The sequence below is a fragment of the Streptomyces aculeolatus genome (assembly GCF_020400605.1).
Taxonomy (GTDB): Bacteria; Actinomycetota; Actinomycetes; order Streptomycetales; family Streptomycetaceae; genus Streptomyces; species Streptomyces aculeolatus.
Map to the genome: position 1 here is coordinate 243,453 of NZ_JAINRD010000007.1, position 22,222 is coordinate 265,674.

9 protein-coding genes and 2 pseudogenes are annotated in these 22,222 nt (G+C 65.9%); 5 read left to right on the forward strand and 6 right to left on the reverse strand.

Annotation, left to right across the window (positions count from 1 at the left end):
• Positions 1-61: 61 nt before the first annotated feature.
• Positions 62-1,063, forward strand: coding sequence for a 4-hydroxy-3-methylbut-2-enyl diphosphate reductase (locus tag LG396_RS15515; protein ID WP_064751388.1), 1,002 nt, complete (start codon positions 62-64; stop codon positions 1,061-1,063).
• Here the strand turns inward: LG396_RS15515 and LG396_RS15520 are convergent.
• Complete coding sequence (locus LG396_RS15520) at positions 984-1,718, reverse strand: DUF6542 domain-containing protein (RefSeq protein ID WP_225795200.1); 735 nt, start codon at positions 1,716-1,718, stop codon at positions 984-986. The two genes, LG396_RS15515 and LG396_RS15520, sit on opposite strands and share 80 nt — an antisense overlap.
• A gap of 179 nt (positions 1,719-1,897) precedes the next feature.
• Between LG396_RS15520 and ychF the strand changes: the two genes are divergently transcribed.
• The 3 genes from ychF (at position 1,898) to LG396_RS15535 (ending at position 14,649) form a co-directional block, all read left to right on the forward strand.
• The gene (ychF, locus tag LG396_RS15525) at positions 1,898-2,986 is read left to right on the forward strand and encodes a redox-regulated ATPase YchF (RefSeq protein WP_225795201.1); all 1,089 of its coding nucleotides are present in this window, start codon (positions 1,898-1,900) and stop codon (positions 2,984-2,986) included.
• Between the two features lie 872 nt (positions 2,987-3,858).
• On the forward strand, positions 3,859-8,088 hold the full coding sequence (locus LG396_RS15530; protein ID WP_225795252.1) for a LamG-like jellyroll fold domain-containing protein: 4,230 nt from the start codon (positions 3,859-3,861) through the stop codon (positions 8,086-8,088).
• A gap of 162 nt (positions 8,089-8,250) precedes the next feature.
• A complete protein-coding gene (locus LG396_RS15535) occupies positions 8,251-14,649 on the forward strand; it encodes an RHS repeat-associated core domain-containing protein (RefSeq protein ID WP_225795202.1) in 6,399 nt (2,132 codons plus the stop codon).
• Between the two features lie 182 nt (positions 14,650-14,831).
• Here the strand turns inward: LG396_RS15535 and LG396_RS15540 are convergent, their stop codons facing one another.
• Positions 14,832-15,482: a transposase gene (locus LG396_RS15540; RefSeq protein ID WP_225795203.1), complete on the reverse strand. Its 651-nt coding sequence runs from the start codon at positions 15,480-15,482 to the stop codon at positions 14,832-14,834.
• Positions 15,483-15,502: 20 nt separating this feature from the next.
• A pseudogene (locus LG396_RS39940) lies at positions 15,503-15,778 on the reverse strand (helix-turn-helix domain-containing protein); the annotation flags it as partial.
• A gap of 273 nt (positions 15,779-16,051) precedes the next feature.
• Here LG396_RS39940 and LG396_RS15550 point away from each other — a divergent pair.
• The gene (locus tag LG396_RS15550) at positions 16,052-16,513 is read left to right on the forward strand and encodes an SMI1/KNR4 family protein (protein WP_225795204.1); all 462 of its coding nucleotides are present in this window, start codon (positions 16,052-16,054) and stop codon (positions 16,511-16,513) included.
• Positions 16,514-16,921: 408 nt separating this feature from the next.
• Here the strand turns inward: LG396_RS15550 and LG396_RS15555 are convergent.
• The 3 genes and pseudogenes from LG396_RS15555 to LG396_RS15565 form a co-directional block, all read right to left on the reverse strand.
• Positions 16,922-18,010, reverse strand: a pseudogene (locus LG396_RS15555) (IS630 family transposase).
• Positions 18,011-19,197: 1,187 nt separating this feature from the next.
• Positions 19,198-20,475, reverse strand: coding sequence for an amidase family protein (locus tag LG396_RS15560; protein WP_225795205.1), 1,278 nt, complete (start codon positions 20,473-20,475; stop codon positions 19,198-19,200).
• Positions 20,476-20,542: 67 nt separating this feature from the next.
• On the reverse strand, positions 20,543-21,967 hold the full coding sequence (locus LG396_RS15565; RefSeq protein ID WP_225795206.1) for an acetamidase/formamidase family protein: 1,425 nt from the start codon (positions 21,965-21,967) through the stop codon (positions 20,543-20,545).
• Positions 21,968-22,222: the final 255 nt, after the last annotated feature.

The following is a 22,222-nucleotide window of genomic DNA, read 5'->3' on the forward strand; positions in this document are numbered from 1 at the left end:
GGACGGGTCGCGGGCCGCCGCGCCCTCGAACCGCGCACGGGGCGTTCCGTACCATGGCGGTATGACTGCTTCGAGCGCTCCGCAGCCCGCCCGCCGCGTCCTTCTCGCCGCTCCCCGGGGCTACTGCGCCGGCGTCGACCGGGCGGTGATCGCGGTCGAGCAGGCGCTTGAGCAGTACGGCGCACCGGTGTACGTGCGGCACGAGATCGTGCACAACAAGTACGTCGTCAAGACGCTGGAGCGCAAAGGCGCGATCTTCGTCGAGGAGACGGCCGAGGTGCCCCCGGGCAACATCGTGATCTTCTCCGCGCACGGCGTCGCCCCCGTCGTCCACGACGAGGCGAAGCAGGGCCGGCTCGCCTCCATCGACGCGACCTGCCCGCTGGTGACGAAGGTGCACAAGGAAGCCGTCCGGTTCGCCCAGGACGACTTCGACATCCTGCTCATCGGCCACGAGGGCCACGAGGAGGTCATCGGCACGTCGGGCGAGGCCCCGGAGCACATCCAGCTCGTCGACGGCCCGGAGGGCGCGGACCGCATCGAGGTGCGCGACCCCGACAAGGTCGTCTGGCTGTCGCAGACCACGCTGTCGGTGGACGAGACGATGGAGACGGTCGACCGGCTCAAGGGCCGCTTCCCGAACCTGCTGGACCCGCCGAGCGACGACATCTGCTACGCGACGCAGAACCGGCAGGTCGCGGTGAAGCAGGTGGGCGCGGAGTCGGACCTCGTGATCGTCGTCGGCTCGCAGAACTCGTCGAACTCGCAGCGGCTCGTCGAGGTCGCCCTCGACGCGGGCGCCAAGGCGTCGTACCTGATCGACGGGGCCGAGGAGATCGACGAGGCGTGGCTGGAGGGCGTGACGACGGTCGGCGTGACGTCGGGCGCGTCGGTGCCGGAGGTACTCGTTGACGGCGTGCTGGAGTGGCTCGCCGAGCGGGGCTACGCGGACGTGGACCTGGTGCAGCCGGTGGACGAGCGGCTCACCTTCTCCTTGCCGAAGGAGCTCCGCCGCGACCTGCGCGCCGAGGCGGCGGCGCTGGCCGCCGAGGCGGCGGACTGACGGCGGCGCCCTGCTGCTCGGGACGGGCCGGCCGCGACCGCGGCTGCGCCCGCCGCCGCGCGCCGGAGGACGACGGCCGGCGGGCCGGCGGCTCCCCGCCCCCGCCCGGGCTGCGCCGCACGGCGAGCAGGGCGAAGTGCCGCAGCAGGGCGAGGGCGGCGGCCAGCAGGGTGCCCCCGTAGAGCCACGGCGCCTCCAGGGCGAGGGTCGTGCCGGCGGCCATCACGTGCGAGGAGACGCCGTCCGAGCCCTCGCCGAGGGCCAGGGTGCCGGCGGCGAAGGCGATCGGCATGGCGATCGGCGCGGCGATGACGTCCGAGGGCCGGATCCACAGCGCGCAGCACACCGAGAGCAGCAGGAACACCACCCCGTAGAACACCGGCGCGGTCCCCATCGCGACCTGCACGAACGCCCCGGCGCCCAGCATCGCCGCCACCGCGAGCAGCCCTCCGCCGGCCGCCGTCAGCCGCGGCCCGGCGGGCCGCAGCAGCGTGCGCAGCACCGGCGGCACCGGCCGCCGCACCGCGGCCCGGTACACGACGGCGCTCTCCTCCGGCCCGGCGGCCCCGGAGGGGTCGGGCTCGCGGGCCGGTCGCGGGACGTGAGCCTGCCGTCGCTCTCCGTCAGGATCCGTATTCGTACGGTGATGCTGCATCGCTCCACGGTAGGCCCCCCAGCAGGCGAAACCCCGCGAGGGGCACAGAATGCGCTCATTCGGAGTGCCGGAGTCCCACAGGACGCACACACGGGGCGCGCGGGGACACCCGTAGAATCGTCGTCGGGGTCCCCGCCGTGTCGCGCCCCCGTCCCCGTACCTCGTAGGAAGTCGTTCACGTGTCGCTCACGATCGGAATCGTCGGCCTGCCGAACGTCGGCAAGTCGACCCTCTTCAACGCCCTGACCAAGAACGAGGTGCTGGCGGCCAACTACCCGTTCGCCACCATCGAGCCCAACGTCGGCGTCGTCGGCGTCCCGGACCCCCGCCTCGGCACCCTGGCGGGCATCTTCGGCTCCCAGCGCATCCTCCCGGCGACGGTCGACTTCGTCGACATCGCCGGCATCGTGCGCGGCGCGAGCGAGGGCGAGGGCCTGGGCAACAAGTTCCTGGCCAACATCCGCGAGTCCGACGCGATCTGCCAGGTCATCCGCGCCTTCCGGGACGAGAACGTGGTCCACGTGGACGGCAAGGTCTCGCCCAAGGACGACATCGAGACCATCAACACCGAGCTGATCCTGGCCGACCTCCAGACCATCGAGAAGGTCCTCCCGCGGCTCCAGAAGGAATCCCGCATCAAGAAGGACCTGGGCCCCAAGCTCACCGCCATCGAGGAGGCCAAGGCCATCCTCGACGCCGGCCAGACCCTCTTCGCCGCGGGCATCGCCCAGGGCACCGAGCGCGCCGAACTCCTCCACGACCTGCACCTGCTGACGGCGAAGCCCTTCCTCTACGTCTTCAACGTCGACGAGGACGAACTGTCCGACGAGCCCTTCAAGGACGAGCAGCGCGCCCTGGTCGCCCCGGCCGAGGCCATCTTCCTCAACGCCAAGCTCGAATCCGAACTCGCCGAACTCGACGAGGCCGACGCCCTCGAACTCCTCCAGTCCGTAGGCCAGCAGGAACCGGGCCTGGTCACCCTGGCCCGCGTGGGCTTCGCCACCCTGGGCCTCCAGACCTACCTCACCGCAGGCCCGAAGGAGGCCCGCGCCTGGACCATCAAGAAGGGCGCGACGGCCCCGGAGGCGGCGGGCGTGATCCACACGGACTTCCAGAAGGGCTTCATCAAGGCCGAGGTCATCTCCTTCGACGACCTGGTGGCCACGGGCTCGGTCCCGGAAGCCCGCGCAGCGGGCAAGGCCCGCATGGAGGGCAAGGACTACGCGATGCGCGACGGCGACGTAGTGGAATTCCGCTTCAATGTGTGAATGATCCCGCCCCTGGCCCCACGCGATGAATTCGCAGGTCAGGGGGTGTTTTGTGGGTTGTGCGGATGGTGTGTCGTCGCGGTCCCGCGGAATGTTTGAGTAGCTGGGTGATAGCTGCGGGTTTCACGTGTTCGCAGGTCGGAGGCGTGGGCGGGCTGCCGGAAGCGGTGTGTGACGGTGCAGTCACCGACACGGTGGCTGGATTGTGGCTGGATGAACTGACGCACCGTCATGTCCACCATGTTGAGTGCGCGTACGGGAGGGCGGCCGTCGGTCTCGCGTTGCGTTGCCTGGCGGGCCTGCCAGGCGGCGGATCCAGGGGAGTGACGCAACTGGCATCGCAGGCCGGTCATCAACTGGGAACCGGCCTGTAACGCCGATACCGTGCGGCTCGATCTGGAGTAGGTCAGGGATGAGGTTCGCGTCCCGCGACGTGGTGTAGCGGATTTGGCACCACGAGTCCGCAGGTCGTGGCCCCGACGTGTGGCCCTTGCCCGCCCACTGCCGAGACTTCCTCCGCAAGCAGCGGCCACTTCCCCGTGTTGAGCGCGAAGTCGGCATGCGGACTCGGGATAGCCGCACCCCGGGTGTGGCGCCTCGGTCCGTAGCGGCGGAGGGTCCTCAGCCGGGTCGCCTGAACACGTTTCCCTCGTAAGCAAGTTGTGCTCGATTCATAGGCAACCGTGATGTGGATCTCATTTTTGATAGGACACTTATGTTAATTGCCCGATAAGGCCCCCTAGTTCAGGCATGTTGGTTGCGTTAAGTTTCATCGCTGTTACTTTCGGTGTCTCTAGGGGTGGGGGCTCGTGAAGCTGGCTACGCGTGGGCGAAGATTTCGGGCAGGATCTGCCATCGGCCTCGGTGTGATCATGCTGCTGGGCCTAGCCCCTCAGATGCAGGCAACCGCAGCCACCAACGACGTACGCACGGCTTCGTCTGCGAAGGCGTCGACAGAGCGAGCGGCCGAGGAGGAGGCCGCCACGGAGGAACAGGCCCTGACCCGGGCCAGGCGCTCAGACGAGCCGGTGGAAGTCACCTCGCTGCGTGGGGAGAGCAGCGAGGTGTTTGCTACTCCGGACGGAAACCTTGAAGCGCGCGAGTACGTAAGGCCGGTGCACGCTCGGGTCGGCGGCGAGTGGTTGCCTGTCGACACGGACTTGGCTCCTTCGGCTGGCGGCATGGTGGCGACCAAGGCGACGACGGTCGGGCTGGAATTCTCCGGCGGCGGGGACGCTCCGCTGGTGCGCATGACGAAGGCCGGCCGCACGCTGGCGTTGTCGTGGTCGGGCACCCTGCCTGAGCCGGTTTTGGAAGCTGACACGGCGACATATCGTGACGTGCTCCCTGGGGTGGATCTCAGGCTGGGAGCACAGCCGGATGGCTTCACTCAGCTCGTGGTGGTCAAGACCGCCGAAGCGGCACAGAACCCGGAGTTGGAGCAGCTGCGGCTGGAGCTGGCAGCCGGCGACATGGAGGTGCAGGAGGTCGGCGGGGGCGGACTTGCTGCGATCGATGCAGGGGCTGGGTCGGCGGTATTCGAGGCACCGCAGCCGATGATGTGGGATTCCAGCGGCGCGGCGGGCGGCACCAGCGCCAAGGATGCCGCCATGCCTGCTTCGGAGGATGAGCCGGGTGCTTCGGAGTCCGGCAAGCTGGCCGAGGTGGCGGCCGAGGTGACTGAGGGCGGCGGTGAGTTGCTCCTGACGCCGGATGCTCAGGTTTTGAAGGGGGCCGACACCGTCTACCCGGTGTTCATCGATCCGCAGTGGTACTCGCCGCGGGCTTCTGCCTGGACGTTCGTCTCCAAGTACTGGGCTGGCTCGCCGCAGTGGAAGTTCAACGGTGAGGACAACGCCGGCTTGGGCTACTGCAACTGGAACTATTGCAACCCCAACGACACGAAGCGGCTTTTCTATCGGATTCCCACGTCCCGGTTTGCAGGGAAGTCGATCCTTTCGGCGGAGTTCGTGGTTCGTAATGTCTGGTCGGCGTCGTGTGCTGACCGTGGCGTGGAGCTGTGGCGTACGAAGGACATCAGTTCGTCGACCACGTGGAACAGCCAGGACAGTGGGTCGGGCTTCTGGCTTGATCAGGTGGACTCCCGATCGTTTGCCTACGGCTACGACGGCTGTGCCGCAAAGGACGCCGAGTTCGGAGTCAAGGCTGTGGTTCAGCAAGCCGCCAATAACAAGTGGTCGACGATGACTTTCGGCATGCGAGCCTCCAGCGAGGACGACCGGTACGGCTGGAAGCGATTCTCAGACAAGGCGTTTCTGCGGGTTAAATACAACCGGCCCCCGCCGCAGGTGAAGATGTCGCAGTTGACCATGGAGTACGGCGGTGTCTGCAAGCGACCGGATGACAAGGCGTACGTCCGATCTCTGGGCACGATTCGCGCCGATGACATTACTGACCCGGATGGCGACAGTGTTTCGGTGCAGTTCCAGGCCAAGTGGGATGCTGGGGACGGGAAGGGGTTGATTGCCCGGTGGAAGCCTGCCCGGACCCCTTCCAAGGGCTCTGGGGCGAGCTTCCGCATGTCGCTGCCGACTGAGGGCACATCAAAGATCCCTGAGAACAAGACCGTTCACTGGTATGTGCGAGCCTATGACGGGGCGCAGTACTCGCCGTGGTCGTATGCCGGCGACCGGACGGGCTGTTATTTCGTTTACGATGCCAGTGTCCCCAAGGCGCCGAGCATTTCTTCCGGCGAGTATCCGGCTTCCGATCCGGCAAATCCGGAAGATCCGTGGTGGGACGGTGTGGGCCAGTACGGCACTTTCACCTTTGATGCCCCCGACACCGATGTTGTCCGTTATCGATACGGGGTCAACGGTGACCCCATCTCGGCGAATGAAGTCTCGACATCCGGTGGTGCTGCGAAGGATGTCAAGATCCTCCCCGAACGGCCGGGCCTGAACTTCGTCACCGTGAGGTCGTACGACGCTGCTGGCAACAGGAGCGAGATCCGCACGTACCAGTTCCGGGTCAAGGCCGGCCAGCCGGACCGGGCAACCTGGCAGCTCGATGAAGAAGCCGGTGCGACCGAAGGACAAGGCTCCACTCCTCCCAGAACGCTCGCGCTTCGCGGTGGCGCCACCACCGGTGGCGCCGGGGTCGACGGGACTGCACTGCAACTGAACGGAACCGACGCGTACGCGTCCACAGATCTTTCCGTGATCAACAACACTGGCGGATTCACGGTATCGGCATGGGCAAAGCTGGATGCCAAGCCAACGACTGGCTCGGCGGTGGTGGCTTCCCAACCGGGCAACACGAGAATGGGCTTCGCACTTCACTACTCGGCCTCGTACGACCGCTGGATCTTCAATGGCTTCTCCGATGACTCTCCGGATGCGGTGGTCTATCGGGCCATGGCCCCTGCCGCCGGCGGAGTCGTGGTCGGGGAGTGGACGCACCTCGTCGGCTCGTACGACTCAGTCGAGGACAAGCTGCAGTTGTTCGTCAACGGCGAGCTGGTCGGGGAGACCCCCTTTACCGCAACTTGGAACGCCCGGCGGGGTCTGCACATCGGTGCAGGCATCGGGAGTGGCGTAGCGAAGGACTTCTTTCCCGGGACCATCGACAAGTTGCAGATCTTCGACAAGCGCATAGCTCAGGACGAAGTCGACAAGCTCTATGCGAAGCAGTCCGTCGGCGACCCCGGCCGCCCCGCGGTAGCCGTATTCGAACTCGACGAGCAGGCTGGAACCACGGAGATATCCGGGCGCGGTGGCGTGCTGCCCGCCCACTACCACGGCGGCACCACTACCGGCGTGCCCGGGATAGCGGGCAAGGCAGCGAAGTTCAACGGCACAGACGGTTACGCGAAGATCGGGCAGACGTCGGGGCCCCATATCAATTCGGAACGCTCGTTCACGGTCTCGGCCTGGGCCAAGCTGGACAGCAAGCCAAACCATCCCGCGGCTGTCGTGGCCCAGACAGGCCGCTACGCACCCGGCTTCGAGCTGTACTACTCCGAAGCCTACGACCGCTGGGGATTCACCCAGTTCGACTCCGACTCACCGGACGCCCGCCCGATCCGCGCCCTGCAGCCGGAAGGGACCACTGCGTACGCAGGCACGTGGGCGCACCTTGTCGGAGTTCACGACACCACGGCCAACACTCTGACCCTCTACGTCAACGGCCGCAAGGCCGGCGAGACGACGCTCGTCGATGCCTTCTACGCGGATCAGTCCATGCTCATTGGTGCCAGCTCCCTGAACGGTGCGTTGAAGAGTCACTTTCCCGGCACCGTCGACGACGTGAGACTGTTCGACCGTCCGGTATCAGCCGCCGAGGTGCTGCAGATGTACAAGCAGCGACCAGAGGCCACCGGCCGGTGGATGTTCGAGGAGACCGATGGGGCCAGTCCGGCCGTCACCCCGGATGACTCGCCTCGGCGAACCGGGATGACCTTGCGCGGGGGAGCCTCCGTCGACTTCTCCGGGGCATTTATGGGGGCGAACGGTCTGCTCCTCGACGGCGTGGACGACCACGCAGCAACCTCCGGCGTTCCGGTGGACACCACGGGAAGCTTCACTGTCACCGGCTGGGCGCAGGCAGCCGCGGCACCCACCGCCGCGAAGACGGTGCTCAGCGCCGCCGGAGCCCAGCAAAGTGCCTTCCAAGTGCGCTACGTGCCAAGTCAGAACCCGGAGAAGCCAGGCCGATGGCAACTCGCGCTGCCGGGTGCGGACAGTGCAGTAGCTGCGGTCTCGCGTGTCGAGAACGAGGCGTTCGACGACGTGCAGTCGTGGAACCACCTGGCCCTGGTCTACGACGGCTTCCGGAAGGAAGCTCGCCTGTACGTCAACGGCCAGCTGGAGGAGATCGCCTGCGCCGACGACGACGGAGACGGTGAAGCGGATGACCCGACGTGTGTGGACCAGGTGCCGTGGGGCGAGAACGTCCTGACGTTCAAGGCAAGCGCCTCGCTGGAGGTCGGAAGGGCCAAGACCGGCGGTACGTGGGGTGAGTACTGGCCCGGTGCGGTCGACGACGTGTGGACCTTCCAAGGTGCCTTATCGGATGCGCAGGTGGGGCGCATCGCTGGTGAGTGGTTCGAGTTGCCGACGGACGTACCGAATGCCGATTAGGCATCGGCACGAACCGAGGCAGGCAGCACACTTCGACAACCGCGTGGGCCACGGCGTGCGCACATCAGCAGGCGAGGGGTGGGGACGATGACGAAGAGGACACGCGTACACAGACCGATAGCCGGTGCTCGGCAAGCGATTGCCCTTTTGTGTGCCGCGGTGATGACCGGCACCTTGCTGCAGGCGACACCGACAGCGACGGCGGTCTCGAACGCCGTGGCCGGTGGCTCTCGTGCCGCGTCCGAGGCCCCGGATCCGGGGAAGTCTGTGCCTGGCGGCCCCGCCGACAAGGTCAAGCCGCGCAAGACCACGCCTGGCCCTCGAACTCCGGGGGACAAGCCGCAGGCCTCGTGGGCGGAACCTGGCACGGCAACGGTGAACCTGGCCCCGAAACCGCAGGGCCGCGCTGCAAGTGACATCCGTGCAGGCGATCTGCCTATACGGCTCAGCACCCCGTCGAACCACGGAGAACACACCGACGCCGATCCTCTCCAGGGCACTGTTCGTGTGGAAATGCTGGACCGCGCTACGGCCCGCAGCGCGGGTATTGTCGGCCCGGTGTTCACCCTTGAGTCTCAGCCTGAGCAGGACCAAGGATCAGCGGAAGCCCGTGGCCGGTCAGGGGCGGTCGATGTCACGCTGGACTATGCGGACTTCGCCGAGTCCTTCGGTGGCGCGTACGGCTCTCGCCTGACGCTTACGGAACTGCGGGCCTGTGCCCTGACTCGCCCAGTCCGTCCGGAGTGCCGTACCGGCGAGCCGGTCAAAACCACCAACGACACCGAGCAGCAAACCCTGAACGCCGCGGACGTCGTCGTAGGGGGCAGCACCCCCACGATCCTCGCTGCTGTGGCTGCGGAGGAGGGCGGCCAGGGCGACTTCAAGGCCACGCCGCTGACGCCTTCGGCCGCGTGGAACGTGGGACTGAACACAGGCGATTTCACATGGGGCTACGACTTTCAGATACCCCAGGTCCCAGGAGGCTTGCATCCGACCGTACAGATGTCGTACTCGTCCGGTTCGGTGGACGGCCGCACCGGTGGTACCAACAACCAGTCTTCCTGGGTCGGTGACGGCTTCGACCTCTGGCCGGGTTACATCGAGCGCCGCTACAAGTCCTGTTCGGACGACGGGGTGGAGAACCCCGACGGGAACAAGCCGGGCGACCAGTGCTGGGGCTACGACAACGCATTCCTTGCCATCAACGGCAAGGGCGGTGAGCTGGTCCCAGCTGGGAATGACGAGTGGAAGCTGAAGAAGGACGACGGCACGCTCATCAAGCGGCTGACATCCAGCGACCGGAACAACGGTGACAACAACGACGAGTACTGGCGCGTCACCGATCCCAACGGGGTTCGGTACTACTACGGCTACCACCGGCTGCCAGGATGGGCTTCGGGTGACGAAACTACCGATTCCACCTGGAACGTTCCTGTATTCGGCGATGATGCCGATGAACCCTGCCATGACTCGGCAGGCTTCGGATCCTCGTGGTGTCAGCAGGCTTGGCGGTGGAACCTCGACTACGTCGTCGACCCGCACGGCAACGCCATCGCCTACTACTACAACAAGGAAGAAAACTCTTACGGCCGCAATCTGAAGGCGACCAACAACACCCGCTACGACCGCGGCGGCAACCTGGACCGCATCGAGTACGGCCTGAAGTCCTCGGCCGTCTACGGGACCAAACCGCTGGCGAAGGTCGACTTCACCAGCAGCGAGCGCTGCCTGCCCAACACCCAGACCGACTGCGGAAGCATCTCCACGGACTCCTTCTACTGGTACGACACTCCGTGGGATCTCAACTGCAGCGCGGACGTGGACTGCGACAACGGCCGGCTGGCACCGACTTTCTGGACCCGCAAGCGCCTGACCGGCGTGAACACCGAGGTCCTGAAGAGCGACGGCAGCTACGCCAGCGTGGACTCCTGGAAACTTCAGCACCGCTGGGGCCAGGCCGACATCGACTACCAACTGCTACTGGACTCGATACAGCGCACCGGCCACACCGCATCCCCAACGATCGCACTGCCGAAAACCACCTTCACCTACATCCAGAAGGCAAATCGACTCGACAAGACGGGCGACGGCTACGCACCATTCATCAAAGCCCGACTGTCCGATGTCGAGGACGAATATGGTGGCCGAATATCCGTCAACTACTCCGGGGAAGCCTGCTCCTGGGACTCGTTGCCAACTCCGCAGAGCAACACCACTCGCTGCTTCCCCCAGTACATCGGAGGATCGTCCAGCGACGACCCGGAACGCCAGTGGTTCAACAAATACGTTGCCACGTTCCTTACGGAGACCGATCGGACGGGCGGCGCACCCGACAAACTCACCCGCTACGAGTACCTGGGCGGGGCAGCCTGGCACTACGACGATGACGACGGCCTGACCAAGGAAAAGTTCAAAACCTGGTCCCAGTGGCGCGGTTACGACCACGTTCGCGTCAAGACCGGCGGAGCCGGCGGCGAGTCCGCACTCAAGTCGCAGAAGGACAGCTACTTCCTACGCGGCATGCACGGTGACCGTGAGAGCACCAGCGGCGGCACCAGGAGCGTACAGATATCGCTGGGCGATGGCGAAGGCGATCCCATCACCGATCACGAGTCGGCGGCGGGGTTCGCGTACAAGACCGTCGACTACTCCGCGCCCGACGGCAAGGTTCTGAGCAAGACCGTCAACCGCCCCTGGCATCACCAGACGGCCAAGAAGGAACGCAACTGGGGCACGGTAACCGCCAACTTCAGCGGCACCGCATACACCAAGAACTGGGTCTCCCTCGACCAGGGCGCCGGCAGCAAGTGGCGCGTCTCCTCGACGGCCAGCACCCATGACACCGTCGCTGGCCGGATCACCAAGGTCGATGACTTCGGAGACAACTCGACTGCCGCCGACAACCGGTGCACCCGTACCACCTACGCCACCAACGCCGAAGCCAACATCCTCACCCTGCCAGGACGGGTGGAGACCGTGGCGGCGAGTTGCGACGACACGGTCGACCGCTCCAAGGACGTCGTCAACGACGTCCGCACGGCATACGACTCCGGCTCCTACGGAGACACGCCCACTGCGGGGGACGCCACCGCGGTGGCGACCTTGAAATCCCACAACGGCACCACTGCCACCTACCTGGAGAGCGGCGCCACCTACGACAGCTACGGGCGCGAGCGCTCGGCCACCGACCTGACCGCCAACGTCACCGTCACAGGCACGGATCCGCCACAGCGCAACGCCCGCACCGACGGCCGCACCACCACGATCGCCTACACCCCGACCAGCGGGTTCCCGACCAAGGTCACGAAGACAACACCCCCTGCACTCGAGGGGAACGCGAGCACGGCCCAGACCGAGGTCCGCGAACTGGAACCGCTGCGCGGCCAGCCGTCGGCGATCCTCGATACCAACGACAAGCGCACCGCCTACACCTACGATGCGCTGGGCCGCACCACGAAGATCTGGCTGGCTGGCAGGCTCACCGGCACGCTGCCGGACTACGAGTTCACGTACTTCGTCGAGGAGAACCAGCCGGTCGCCGTGGCCACCCGCACGCTGGGGCTCACAGTCACGAACCAGATCCCCTCGTACACCCTCTACGACGGCTTCCTCCGCGAGCGCCAGACACAAACAGCCGGCCCCAATGGGGGCCGCCTCATCGCCGACAACTTCTACGACGAGCGTGGTCTGGTCGATCAGACCTTCGCCCCCTACCACGCCGACGGCGGCCAGAGCCGCATCCTGTTCGAACCCAACGACGCCGAGGACGTGGAAACGCAAACCCGCCACGTGCACGACGGACTCGGCCGAGAGACCGAGAACCGTCTCATGTCCGGCAGCGGAGACGGGGGCGAAGTCCTCGCCACCACCAAGACGACCTACCACGGTGACCGGGTCACCGTCGTCCCACCGGTTGGCGACACCACCACAACGACGCTAACTGACGCCCGCGGACAGACCACCGAGGTCCGTCAGCACCACGAGCGGTCCCCGACATCGAGCTACGACACCATCGCCTACGATCACACTCCACGAGGCGAACTCGCGAAGGTCACGGACCCGGCCGGCAACGCCTGGACGTACACCTACGACCAACTCGGCCGCCAGGTCGAAGCGAACGACCCCGACAAGGGCAAGAGCACGTCCACCTATGACGACCGCGGCCAACTCGTGTCCTCCACAGACGCCCGCGACGTCAAGCTCGTCAACATCTACGACGGACTCGGCCGCCAGACCGAACTGCGGGAAGGCGCGCCGTCCGGAGAGCTCCGAGCGAAGTGGATCTACGACACCCTGAGCGGCGCACAAGGCCAGCTCGCCGAGTCCACCCGCTACGTGGAAGGCAGCGCCTACACCCACAAGGTCACCCAGTACGACGACTACTACCGCCCATCCAGACAGGCCACCGTCATCCCTCCTGCAGAAGGCGCCCTCGCCGGCACCTACCAGGAAGGCACCGCCTACACCGCGAGCGGGCTGGTCAAGTCCCGCACGTTCTCTACGGTCGGCAATATCGCTGCCAAGGGCTGGAACTACGAGTACGACCCGAACACCCAGTGGCCGCTTGCGGTCGTCTCCGACGGCGTTCGATCCGACACCACCTACACGCTCCTCGGCAAGCCCTATACGCAACTCCTCGGCGCCACCGGCGACGCAGAGAGAACCAAAGTCACCAACACCTACGAGGGCGGCACCCAACGCCTCAAGACCTCGCGCGTCGACCGCCCCGGCCAGCCCGGCGTCGACCAGCACAACACCTACCAGTACGACCAGGCAGGCAACTTCCTCTCCATCTCAGACGTCTCCCGCACCGGGACCGACACGCAGTGCTTCACGTACGACCACCTGCGCCGCCTGACAGAAGCCTGGACAGAGGCCGACACCGCCTGCGAGACCGCACCGCCGGCAACGGGCATCGGCGGCCCGGCCCCGTACTGGCAAACCTTCACCTACGACAAGGTCGGCAACCGCCTCACCGAGGCGCAGCACGACATCGGCGGCGACACCAGCAGAGACGTCAACCGCACCTACACCTATCCGGCGCCGGGCACTCCTCAACCGCACACACTGACCTCGGTCACCACAGAGGAACAATCGGGCACCGCCACCGACAACTTCAGCTACGACCCCACCGGCAACACCACCACCCGTTCCCAGGACGGCGCATCCCAGCAACTCACCTGGGACGCCGAAGGCCAGCTGAGGAAGGTCGACGGCGGAGCCGAGAAGGTCACCGACTACGTCTACGACGCAGACGGCAACCGACTCATCGCCCGCACCCCCTCAGGCGCCACCCTCTACTGGGGCGACCACACCGAGGTCTTCCTCCCCAAGGGGAGCACCACCCGCAAGGCCACCCGCTACGTCCCACTGGGCAACGGCAACCAGGCCGTACTCGAAAACGACGGCAACTGGTCCCTCACCCTCGCCGACCACAACGGCACCGGCAACCTGGCCATCGACGCTGACACCCTCAACCTCACCCAACGCCGCAACCTGCCCTTCGGCGCCCTCCGCGGCACACCCCACGGGCCCTGGCCCGGAACCCGCGGCTTCGTCGGCGGAGTCGATGACACCACCAGCACCGGTCTGCAACACCTCGGCGCCCGCGAATATGATCCGCTTACCGGCCGCTTCCTCTCCGTCGACCCGATCATGGATCCCACTGATCCGGAATCACTGCACGGCTACTCCTACGCCGGCAGCAGCCCGCTGACGTTCAGCGACCCGGAGGGACTCAGCCGAGCCGACGCCTGCGGAGTCGGCTGCCCCATCGGCGGCACGGGACCCGGCACCGGACGCCCCATTCAGATCATCAGCAGCAGCCCCACCAACTACAACCCAAGTCCCTGTCTGAACATGAACGGCTCGCCATGCGGCTCCAAAACCGGGAGCAGTGACGATCGATCCCCCAGTCCCCAGCCGCAGGCACCCCCACTTCCCGTTCCGGACTGGGTTTGCGATTCCGATTGCGTTGCGCAGCACATAGAAGCAGACTCATTCGGTCTAATTCCAGCAGCAACTGTCAGAAGTTGCGATAGCGGAGCTCTAGGAGACTGTGGATGGTTGGCCGCAGCATTTACGCCGTGGGGGAAGGCAGGCACGCTTCTTGGCAGGTTGTCCAAGGGGCTCCGCATAGCAGGAGGCGTTGAGAGACTGGCTAGCGTGCATAACGCGGTCGTTGCTGCAAATATTGGAAAAATCCGCAGTACCTGGAATATCGGCAAGAAGAGAGTAGTAGCTTCTGGAGTTCTGCAAACTGAGGATGGTTCGCAGGTATTCAATGCAGCTAGCGGGCCGGACAAGGCAGGTTTGGTAGGGAAGCCAAGCAACCCCGTATTCGAGACTGTAAGTACATCAGGTGGAAAATTCTCACGCGGAGCAGACGCCGAATATAAGATTCTGGAGCGTGCTGCCGAAGCCCTCGGCGCGCCGTCCGGCCAGCGTGGAATTCTGACTCTCCAAATCGGCAAGACCCCATGCACGTCTTGCGGAGGCGTTATAGATCAATTCGCTGAGAGGTACCCAAACGTCTGGATTCGTATTGGGATCGGAGAATGAGGGTGTAGGCGAGAGACGCGGGCAAGGGCGGTGGCTCTCAGGTGTCAATCACGGTGTGCCAGATGCGCTGAGGGACTGCGCGACCATCACCGACGATGCCCAGTCGTGACGAGTCCGCAGTGTCATTTTGATGCCCAGCAGGAATTTCGACGCTGCGCTGGTGTCTCGTGACCCGGTTCGATTTATTTCAAATTGTTGTTTATGAGCTTCTTCACGCGGTCTGAACGAGCCGGACCTTCGCGAGGATCTCGGTCGCGGTCGCGGTCCAGATGAAGGGCTTCACGCTCGCGTTCCAGGAGTCGATGTAATCGTGGATCTGTCTGACCGGCACGTGGACGCTGGGGAACGTGCCTCGGTTGGATGGACTGCCGGGTGATGATGCCGAACCAGATCTCGACCTGGTTGAGCCAGGACGAGCCGACGGGAGTGAAGCGAAAGTGCACGTGAGGGTGCTTCGCCAGCCACGCCTTCACTTCGAGGGTCGTGTGGGTGGAGAGGTTGCCCTTGTTCAGGACAACGTGGATCTGCATTTCGGCATGCGACTTGACCGCCTTCTTCAAAAAGGCCAGGAAGTTGGCGGCGTTCCGGTTCGGTGTGCACTTGCCGAGTGCCTCGCCGGTGGCGACGGCGCGGCGAACAGGTTCGTGGTGCCGTGCCTGATGTAGTCGTAGGTGCGCTTCTCGATTGCGGCGAACGTGACCGGCAGCGCCGGCTGGGTCCAGGGCCTGGATCTGCGTCTTCTCGTCCAAGGCAGGACCCCGCGCCCCGGGCGGGTCCAGGTACAGGCCCACGACATTGGCAACCTTGTCCGCAAACCGCGGATGCCAGGACACCGAGATACCTCATGCCGGTTGAGGTAGTCGGCCAGGGGCAGGGCAGACCAGTGCGACAGCCCGGAGGCGGCCGGCGGAGTCGTCTTCGTCAACGCGATCGCCCGGCCGGGTGTCCGCGCGGGCACCTGCGCGCGTCCCCGGCCGGGCTTCTTTCCGATCAGACCGGCAAGCCCCGATTCAGCGTATCGGCTCTTCCAGCGGGCTACGGTCGACAGCGAAACCCGGCCAACTCCGCGATGTCCCCGCGGCGTCGACCTCGCCCTCCCACAGCAGGATCCCGGCCCGCGTCGCCACATCAGCAGAAACAGACGGGCTCCAGGTCAACACCCGTAGCTCAGCGGCCTGTTCAGAGTTCAGATCCACATCAGTCCAACGTGCAAATCAAAGCAAAGTAACAACAACAGGATCACGATCACTAGGAGTGTGAGATCGAGTGCATGCTTGATGGAAGACTCCCCATGTGAGAATTGCGTGGGGTGCTGATGTGCCCAGCGATGCGCTCGAATTGATATTATGCGATGTGCTGGAGATTTCCACCGCAAGGTCCACAAGAGAGATAGACTAAAATGATGGCGAAGTATACCGTGCGAAACAGCATCGTGGATGCCGGCGGACGTTTGGATGAGGCTGAAGCCGCCACCGCTTCGGAGATCAGGCAGGTGGAGGATGATCAAGGATGCCCCCTTCCTGCGTCCTATAGAGAATTCCTGTCTCTTTGCGGTCGCGGATTCAAGGGTCATTCCGTGCTTGCGTCTGAAGACATCTTCTATCCTGATATGCTCGGATTGAAGGAGGAATTGCAACGAGAGCTGTCATCGGGAGATATTAATGATCCCGTACGAACTGGTGAATATGTTGTCTTCATGGCGCATCAAGGATACATCTTTTACATGCTGCGAAGTGATGAAATAGATTGTTCTGTTTTCGGGTATTCAATCGAAGAGCCGGAACGCGGTATGGTTAAGTGCGCTGCCTCGCTGGCTGATTTTATGCTCGAACAATTTCGCGATGATAGGAGTTTTTCAAATTGAAAAGGCGGGCAGAATGAATGACCTGCCCTCCGGATGCGAATTACCGACACCTCGGCCGGAGGCTGAGCCTCTTCATTCGTAGTGTGATGCGCCGGAAGTGGCAGGCTTATTGATCCGAAACTCAATCAGTTCTCTTCGAGGGTGTAGTGGACGTGGGGCCGCCGAAGTAGCCGGGGTGGCCGTAGATACCGTGCACCTAAACGGACTGATGGTCTTCCCGAAGGGGACCCAAGGACTGAGTCGCGCCCCGATTGGGCCAGATGCAGTCCGCCAGATGAAGCACTCCATCGCCGAGCAGGCGAGATCCCGGGGGTTTAGCGCCGTCGTGCTAACTATGAGCGGCATATCCCGAAGCCGGATGGCAGCTACACGTGCCCGGGGGCGATGACCTTGGATGTCGCAAAAATCCTAGTGTCCTGAGTCGTTAATTCGTGTGCAGTATGCGGCGCGGGTTTCGAGGATCTCGTCGGCGGTCTTGGTCCACACGAACGGCTTGGGGTCCTTGTTCCACTCGTTGATCCAGCCGCAGATGTCGCGTTCCAGCTCGATGACGCTGTGGTGGGTCGAGCGGCGGAGCTTTCGGCAGGTCAGCTCGGCGAACCATCGCTCGACGAGGTTCAGTCAGGATGCGGATGTTGGGGTGAAGTGCAGGTGGAAGCGCGGGTGCCGCAGTAGCCACTTCTTGATCGCTTCGGTCTTGTGCGTGGCGTAGTTGTCCAGGACCAGATGCAGGTCCAGTTCCTTCGGGACGGCCGCGTCGATGGTTTTCAGGAAGCGGAGGAACTCCTGGTGGCGGTGGCGGCGGTAGTGCTGGGCTATGACCGACCCGGAAGCGATGTCCAGGGCAGCGAACAGGCTGGTGGTGCCGTGCCGGACGTAGTCGTGGGTCATCCTGGCCGGCGTCGTCGGCGCCAGGGGCAGGACGGGCTGGGTGCGGTCCAGGGCCTGGATCTGCGTTTTCTCGTCCACGGCCAGGACCAGGGCGTTCTTGGGCGGGGAAAGGTAGATCCCGACGACATCGCGGACCTTGGTGACGAACTCCGGGTCTGTGGACAGCTTCCACGTCTGCACCGTGTGGGGCTTGAGCCCGAACGCCCGCCAGATCCTCGAGACCGCGGACTGCGACATGCCGGTCGCTTCGGCCATCGACCGCGTCGACCAGTGCGAATCCCCCGACGAAGGCTTCTCGTCCAGGGTCTTGGTCACCAGTGCCTCGACCTGCTCGTCCGTGATCCTCCGCGGCGGCCCCCGACGCGGTCTGTCCGTCAGGCCCTCCAGCCGGTCCCTGACGAACCTCGCGCGCCACTTGCGCACCGTCTCCCGCGAAATCCCCAGGTCATCCGCGACCGGCGCGTTCGACGAACCCTCCGCACACGTCAGCACAATCCTCGACCGGAGCACCAGAGCCTGAGAAGCCGTCTGCTTCCTCAACCAGCGCCGCAACACACGTAGTTCGTCATCGGACAGCACCACCGGCAACGGCTTCGGACCAGGCATGAACCCACCCTACAACCGCCATTGTACTAACGACTCAAGAAGCTGGGGGATTAAAGAATGGATCGGTCTCGACTGGACGGGTTGGCGTCGCGTATCACGGGCCGAGGGCAAGTGGAGCGGGAACCGGTATTCCGAGAACTGCGGGAACTGGGCTTGTCGCCGATCGAAGCGATTTACGTAGCTTCTCGTGTGCTTGGCCTGTCTTTGCCTGAGGCGAAGACCGCGATCTACGCAAGCACCGCCTGGCGTGGTCACCAGGAGGATTGGCAGCGGCTTCAGTCTGGCCTTGAGGAGTGAAGATACTCGCCAGCCTGAAGTCGCGGTATCAAACTTGAAGTTCCGCCAAGTAATGGGTCTGTGTAGGAGTTGGTGGGATTCCCGGGAGTTTCCTCGGTGCTCTTTTTCTTTTATTGTGCTTGGAGTCTCTTTACTTACATCAAGGAGTCCGGTCCGGCCCGCCCGATGGGTCGGAGCTGGGGACGGATCAAGCAGAATATCCTGCGGCCGGATAACCTCGTGGCCCAGCGTAGGGGGTGCCAGCGTGGAGTCTCGCGTGGCCCGTGGATCCAGCAAAAACTGGGGTCATGGATCGGCCGTTTGCGGCGGCTGGATAATGGCTGGATCCAGCCCCGTCCTCCGGTGTTTCCGCAGGCCGAAATTGTGCGCCCGGTGTTCCGCTTCAATGTGTGAATGATCCCGCCCCTGGCCCCACGCGATGAATTCGCAGGTCAGGGGGTGTTTTGTGGGTTGTGCGGATGGTGTGTCGTCGCGGTCCCGCGGAATGTTTGAGTAGCTGGGTGATAGCTGCGGGTTTCACGTGTGCGCAGGTAGGAGGGCTACCGGAAGGGGCGTGTGACGGTGCGGTCACCGTCATGGTGGCTGGATGTGGCCGGGTGAACTGACGAGCCGTCATATTCATCGGTCGAACGCGCGCACGGGGGGGGCTCTCGTCAGCCGGGCGAGAGCCCCGGCGCCATGAGTCACAGCTGCCGCGCTTCACACTCCGCACGCTGTCTCCCATCAGGGCGGGTGAGTTTCGGCGGGGCAACGCTGCCCTGGACGCCGGTGCCGCGTGCGACGGGGGGCGCCGCTCATTCGACTTGCCATGGACAAGCTTGCCCGGACCGCGCGCCACCTCGGCGGGAATGTGCGGGGCGGGCGGTTCGCCACACCCCCACAGCCGCCGCCTACAGCGCCGCCGACACCCGCGCCGCGAGATCCAGGACGTGGCGGTCGCTGCCCTGCGGCCCGACGAGGCACAGGCCCACTGGAGCGGTGCGGCTGCGGATGGGGACGCTGACGGCGCAGCGGCCCGACAGGCCCGCCAGGCACGTGAGTTGGAAGGTCTGTGCCCGGGTCTGTTCGATCGCCGGGCCACCGATGGCGGCCTCCTTGCGGGTGGGCGCCACCGAGGACGCGGACGGTAGGAGCAGGATCCGGTCCCCGAGCAGGTCGTCAACGCGGGTCCGTGCCTCGCGCAGCACGCGTTCGGCGGCGGCCAGGTCGGCGGGGGTGTAGCGCGAGGCTGCTTCGAAGCGGGAGCGGACGTCGGGGTTGAGGGAGTCCCAGTGCCGCGAGACCCACGGGCCCAAGTGCTGCCATGCCTCCACGCCCTGTTTGGTCTGGAAGGCGCGCACCCATCCCGGCAGCACCCCGGCGTCGAACCGTACGGTGCCCAGGTGCGGCAGATCTGCCGCGCCCCGCCACCCGGCGAGCGCCCGCCGCACCGAGGCGGAGACCTCCGTGTCGGCCACGTCGACGATCTCCTGGGAGAACACCGCGGCCGACGGTGCGGGCCCTGTGGCGCGTGGCAGGAGCACCCGGCCCGCGGCGCGCAGGGTGTCGGCGTCGCGGGCGATCCAGCCGACCGTGTCGAAGGACGGGGCGAGCGGCAGCAGCCCCGTGGTGTCGATCGCACCGTGGCTGGGGCGGATGCCGTACAGGCCCTGGTAGGAGGAGGGGATCCGGATCGAGCCGCCGGTGTCGGTGCCGAGTCCGATGTCGGCCTGACCGAGGGCGACCGCGCTGGCAGGTCCCGAGGTCGAGCCGCCCGAAATCCGGTCGGGGGCCGCGGGGTTGGGCGGCGTACCGTAGTGGCCGTTCGTGCCGGCGAGGCTGTACGCGAACTCGTCGGTGCGGGCGAGGCCGACGACGTCGGCACCCGCAGCGAGCAGCGCGGCGACCGCCGCGGCGGTGGTCGCCTGCGGGCGGCTCTCGGCGAGCCACACGGGGTTGCCCGCGCCCACCCGGTGCCCCTGGACGGCGAACAGGTCCTTCACTGCCACATTGAGTCCGGACAGCGGGCCGTGCCCGGTGGCGGGCACGAGCGGCGTGCCGAATTCCCGCCACACCGTGGGGTCGGGAAGGGAGCTCGCGGAGGCCGGGCGCCCGCCCAGGGGTAGCACCGCACCGGCGCCCGCCGCGGCCGCGAGGCCGAGGAACCTTCTTCGATTCGCTGTCTTCATGCTGCCTGCGTTCCTTTGGGTCTCGTCAATGTGCGTGCTGTTGGCCCGAGTTGAGGGGTCAGTGGCGCTAGCGGCCGAAGTCGCTCTTCCTGATCACCGCGTGCACCCCGGTGGTCCGGTCGACCACTTGTGACACCTCGAAGTCGGCCGCCGCCGACAGATACGCGTACGCGACCGGGCGGCGCATTCCGAGGTCTGCCTGGAGGAAGTCGAGGGCGTTGACGACGGCGCGGCGCATCGCCGTGTCCAGATCGGAGCCCTGGCCCCCGGCTCCGGCGGAGCCGTCCGGGTCGGAGAGGCCGATGGGTAGCCACGCCTCGTCGGTCTCGCCGAACGGGTAGTGGTACGCGACGGTGGGGGCGTCGCCGGAGCCGGGCTTGCAGACGGTGAGGCGGAAGGTGGTGCGCAGCGATCCTTCGAGCGCGGTGAGCGCCACCTCGCCGTTGCCCATCGCGAAGTGCGGGTCGCCGGTGTGGAAGAGGGCGCCGTCGGCGTGTACGGGGAGGTAGAACGCGGAGCCGGACCCGAGGTGGCGGATGTCGATGTTGCCGCCGCCGAGGGTGGGCGGGATCGAATTGAGCAGCGGGTCAGTGAGGGAGGCGGCATCGGCGAACGCGGTGCCCATCAGCCCCATGTGCGGGTTGAGCGGGAAAGTGACCTCGCCGGGACCGTCGATCGGGAGGACACCGTGGCCGTCTCGGCCACCGGCCGCGCCGCCGCTGCGGATCGGTGCGAACACCGAAACATTTCCATACTGTTCGGGGTCCTCGGCGGACGGCCGGCCGTCCGTGTCGACGGGCGGCATGACCTCGTCGCGGGTGATGCCGGCGGGGGCGCCGCCGTCCCGGGTGCGGGCCAGGGCGCCCTTGCCGTGTCGGCTCGACACCACGCCGTAGGGCACGCGCGGCAGCAGCGACAGTGTCTCCACCTTCAGTACATCGCCGGGCTCTGCACCCTCGACATGCACCGGGCCCAGGACGACGTGCGGGCCGTCGGTGTCGAAGGAGCGGGGTGTGCGGGAATAGTCGCGGGCGAGGTCGACCGCGTCCCGCAGCACCTGGTCCCTGCCGACGCCGTGCTCACCGAACCATGCGACGGGGTCGCGGCCCTGGTCCTCCAGCAGGCCCTCGTGCGAGAGGGCGTCCACGGTGACCGTCTCGCCAGACCGTACGTGCAGCACGGGGGCGGCGTCGCGGGCGGGCACGTAGCCCCACCTGACGGTGTCCGGTGTGGCGCGCAGATAGTGCTGACCGTCGATGGGGCCCCTGCCGGGCTGCAGGATGCGCTGCGGGCGGGAGACGGCGGCGGGCCCGGCGGGCGCTGCGGCGGCGGAGTGCGTACCCGCGGCCACCATCCCACCGGCCGCACCGAGCCCCGCCGCGATGCGCAGCAGACCCCGCCGTCCAAAGCGCGACGCCAACGCCTCGTACGCCACGGGAAGTTCGGCGGATATGGCGGCGGCTGCGGGCGTGGCGGGGAGATCGGTCGGCACGCGCGGCTCGTATGACATCAAGGCCCCTCGTCGTAGCGCGGTATACACATGCCACGATGTGGTGACGTGTGGTGTGTGCGGTGGGGTGCCATGTCTATGCAGCGCCTGTTACCGGGAAGGGCTGCCGCCGGTTTCCCGCGCGTAACGCGCCGAGGGTCACATGCGGTCGGTCGTGTCGCCCGGCGGCGGGGTGGGCGGCGCGAAGTCTTGCAGGCAGGGGCGCCGATGCGAGGCGTAACTCCTGCAGCTCCGACG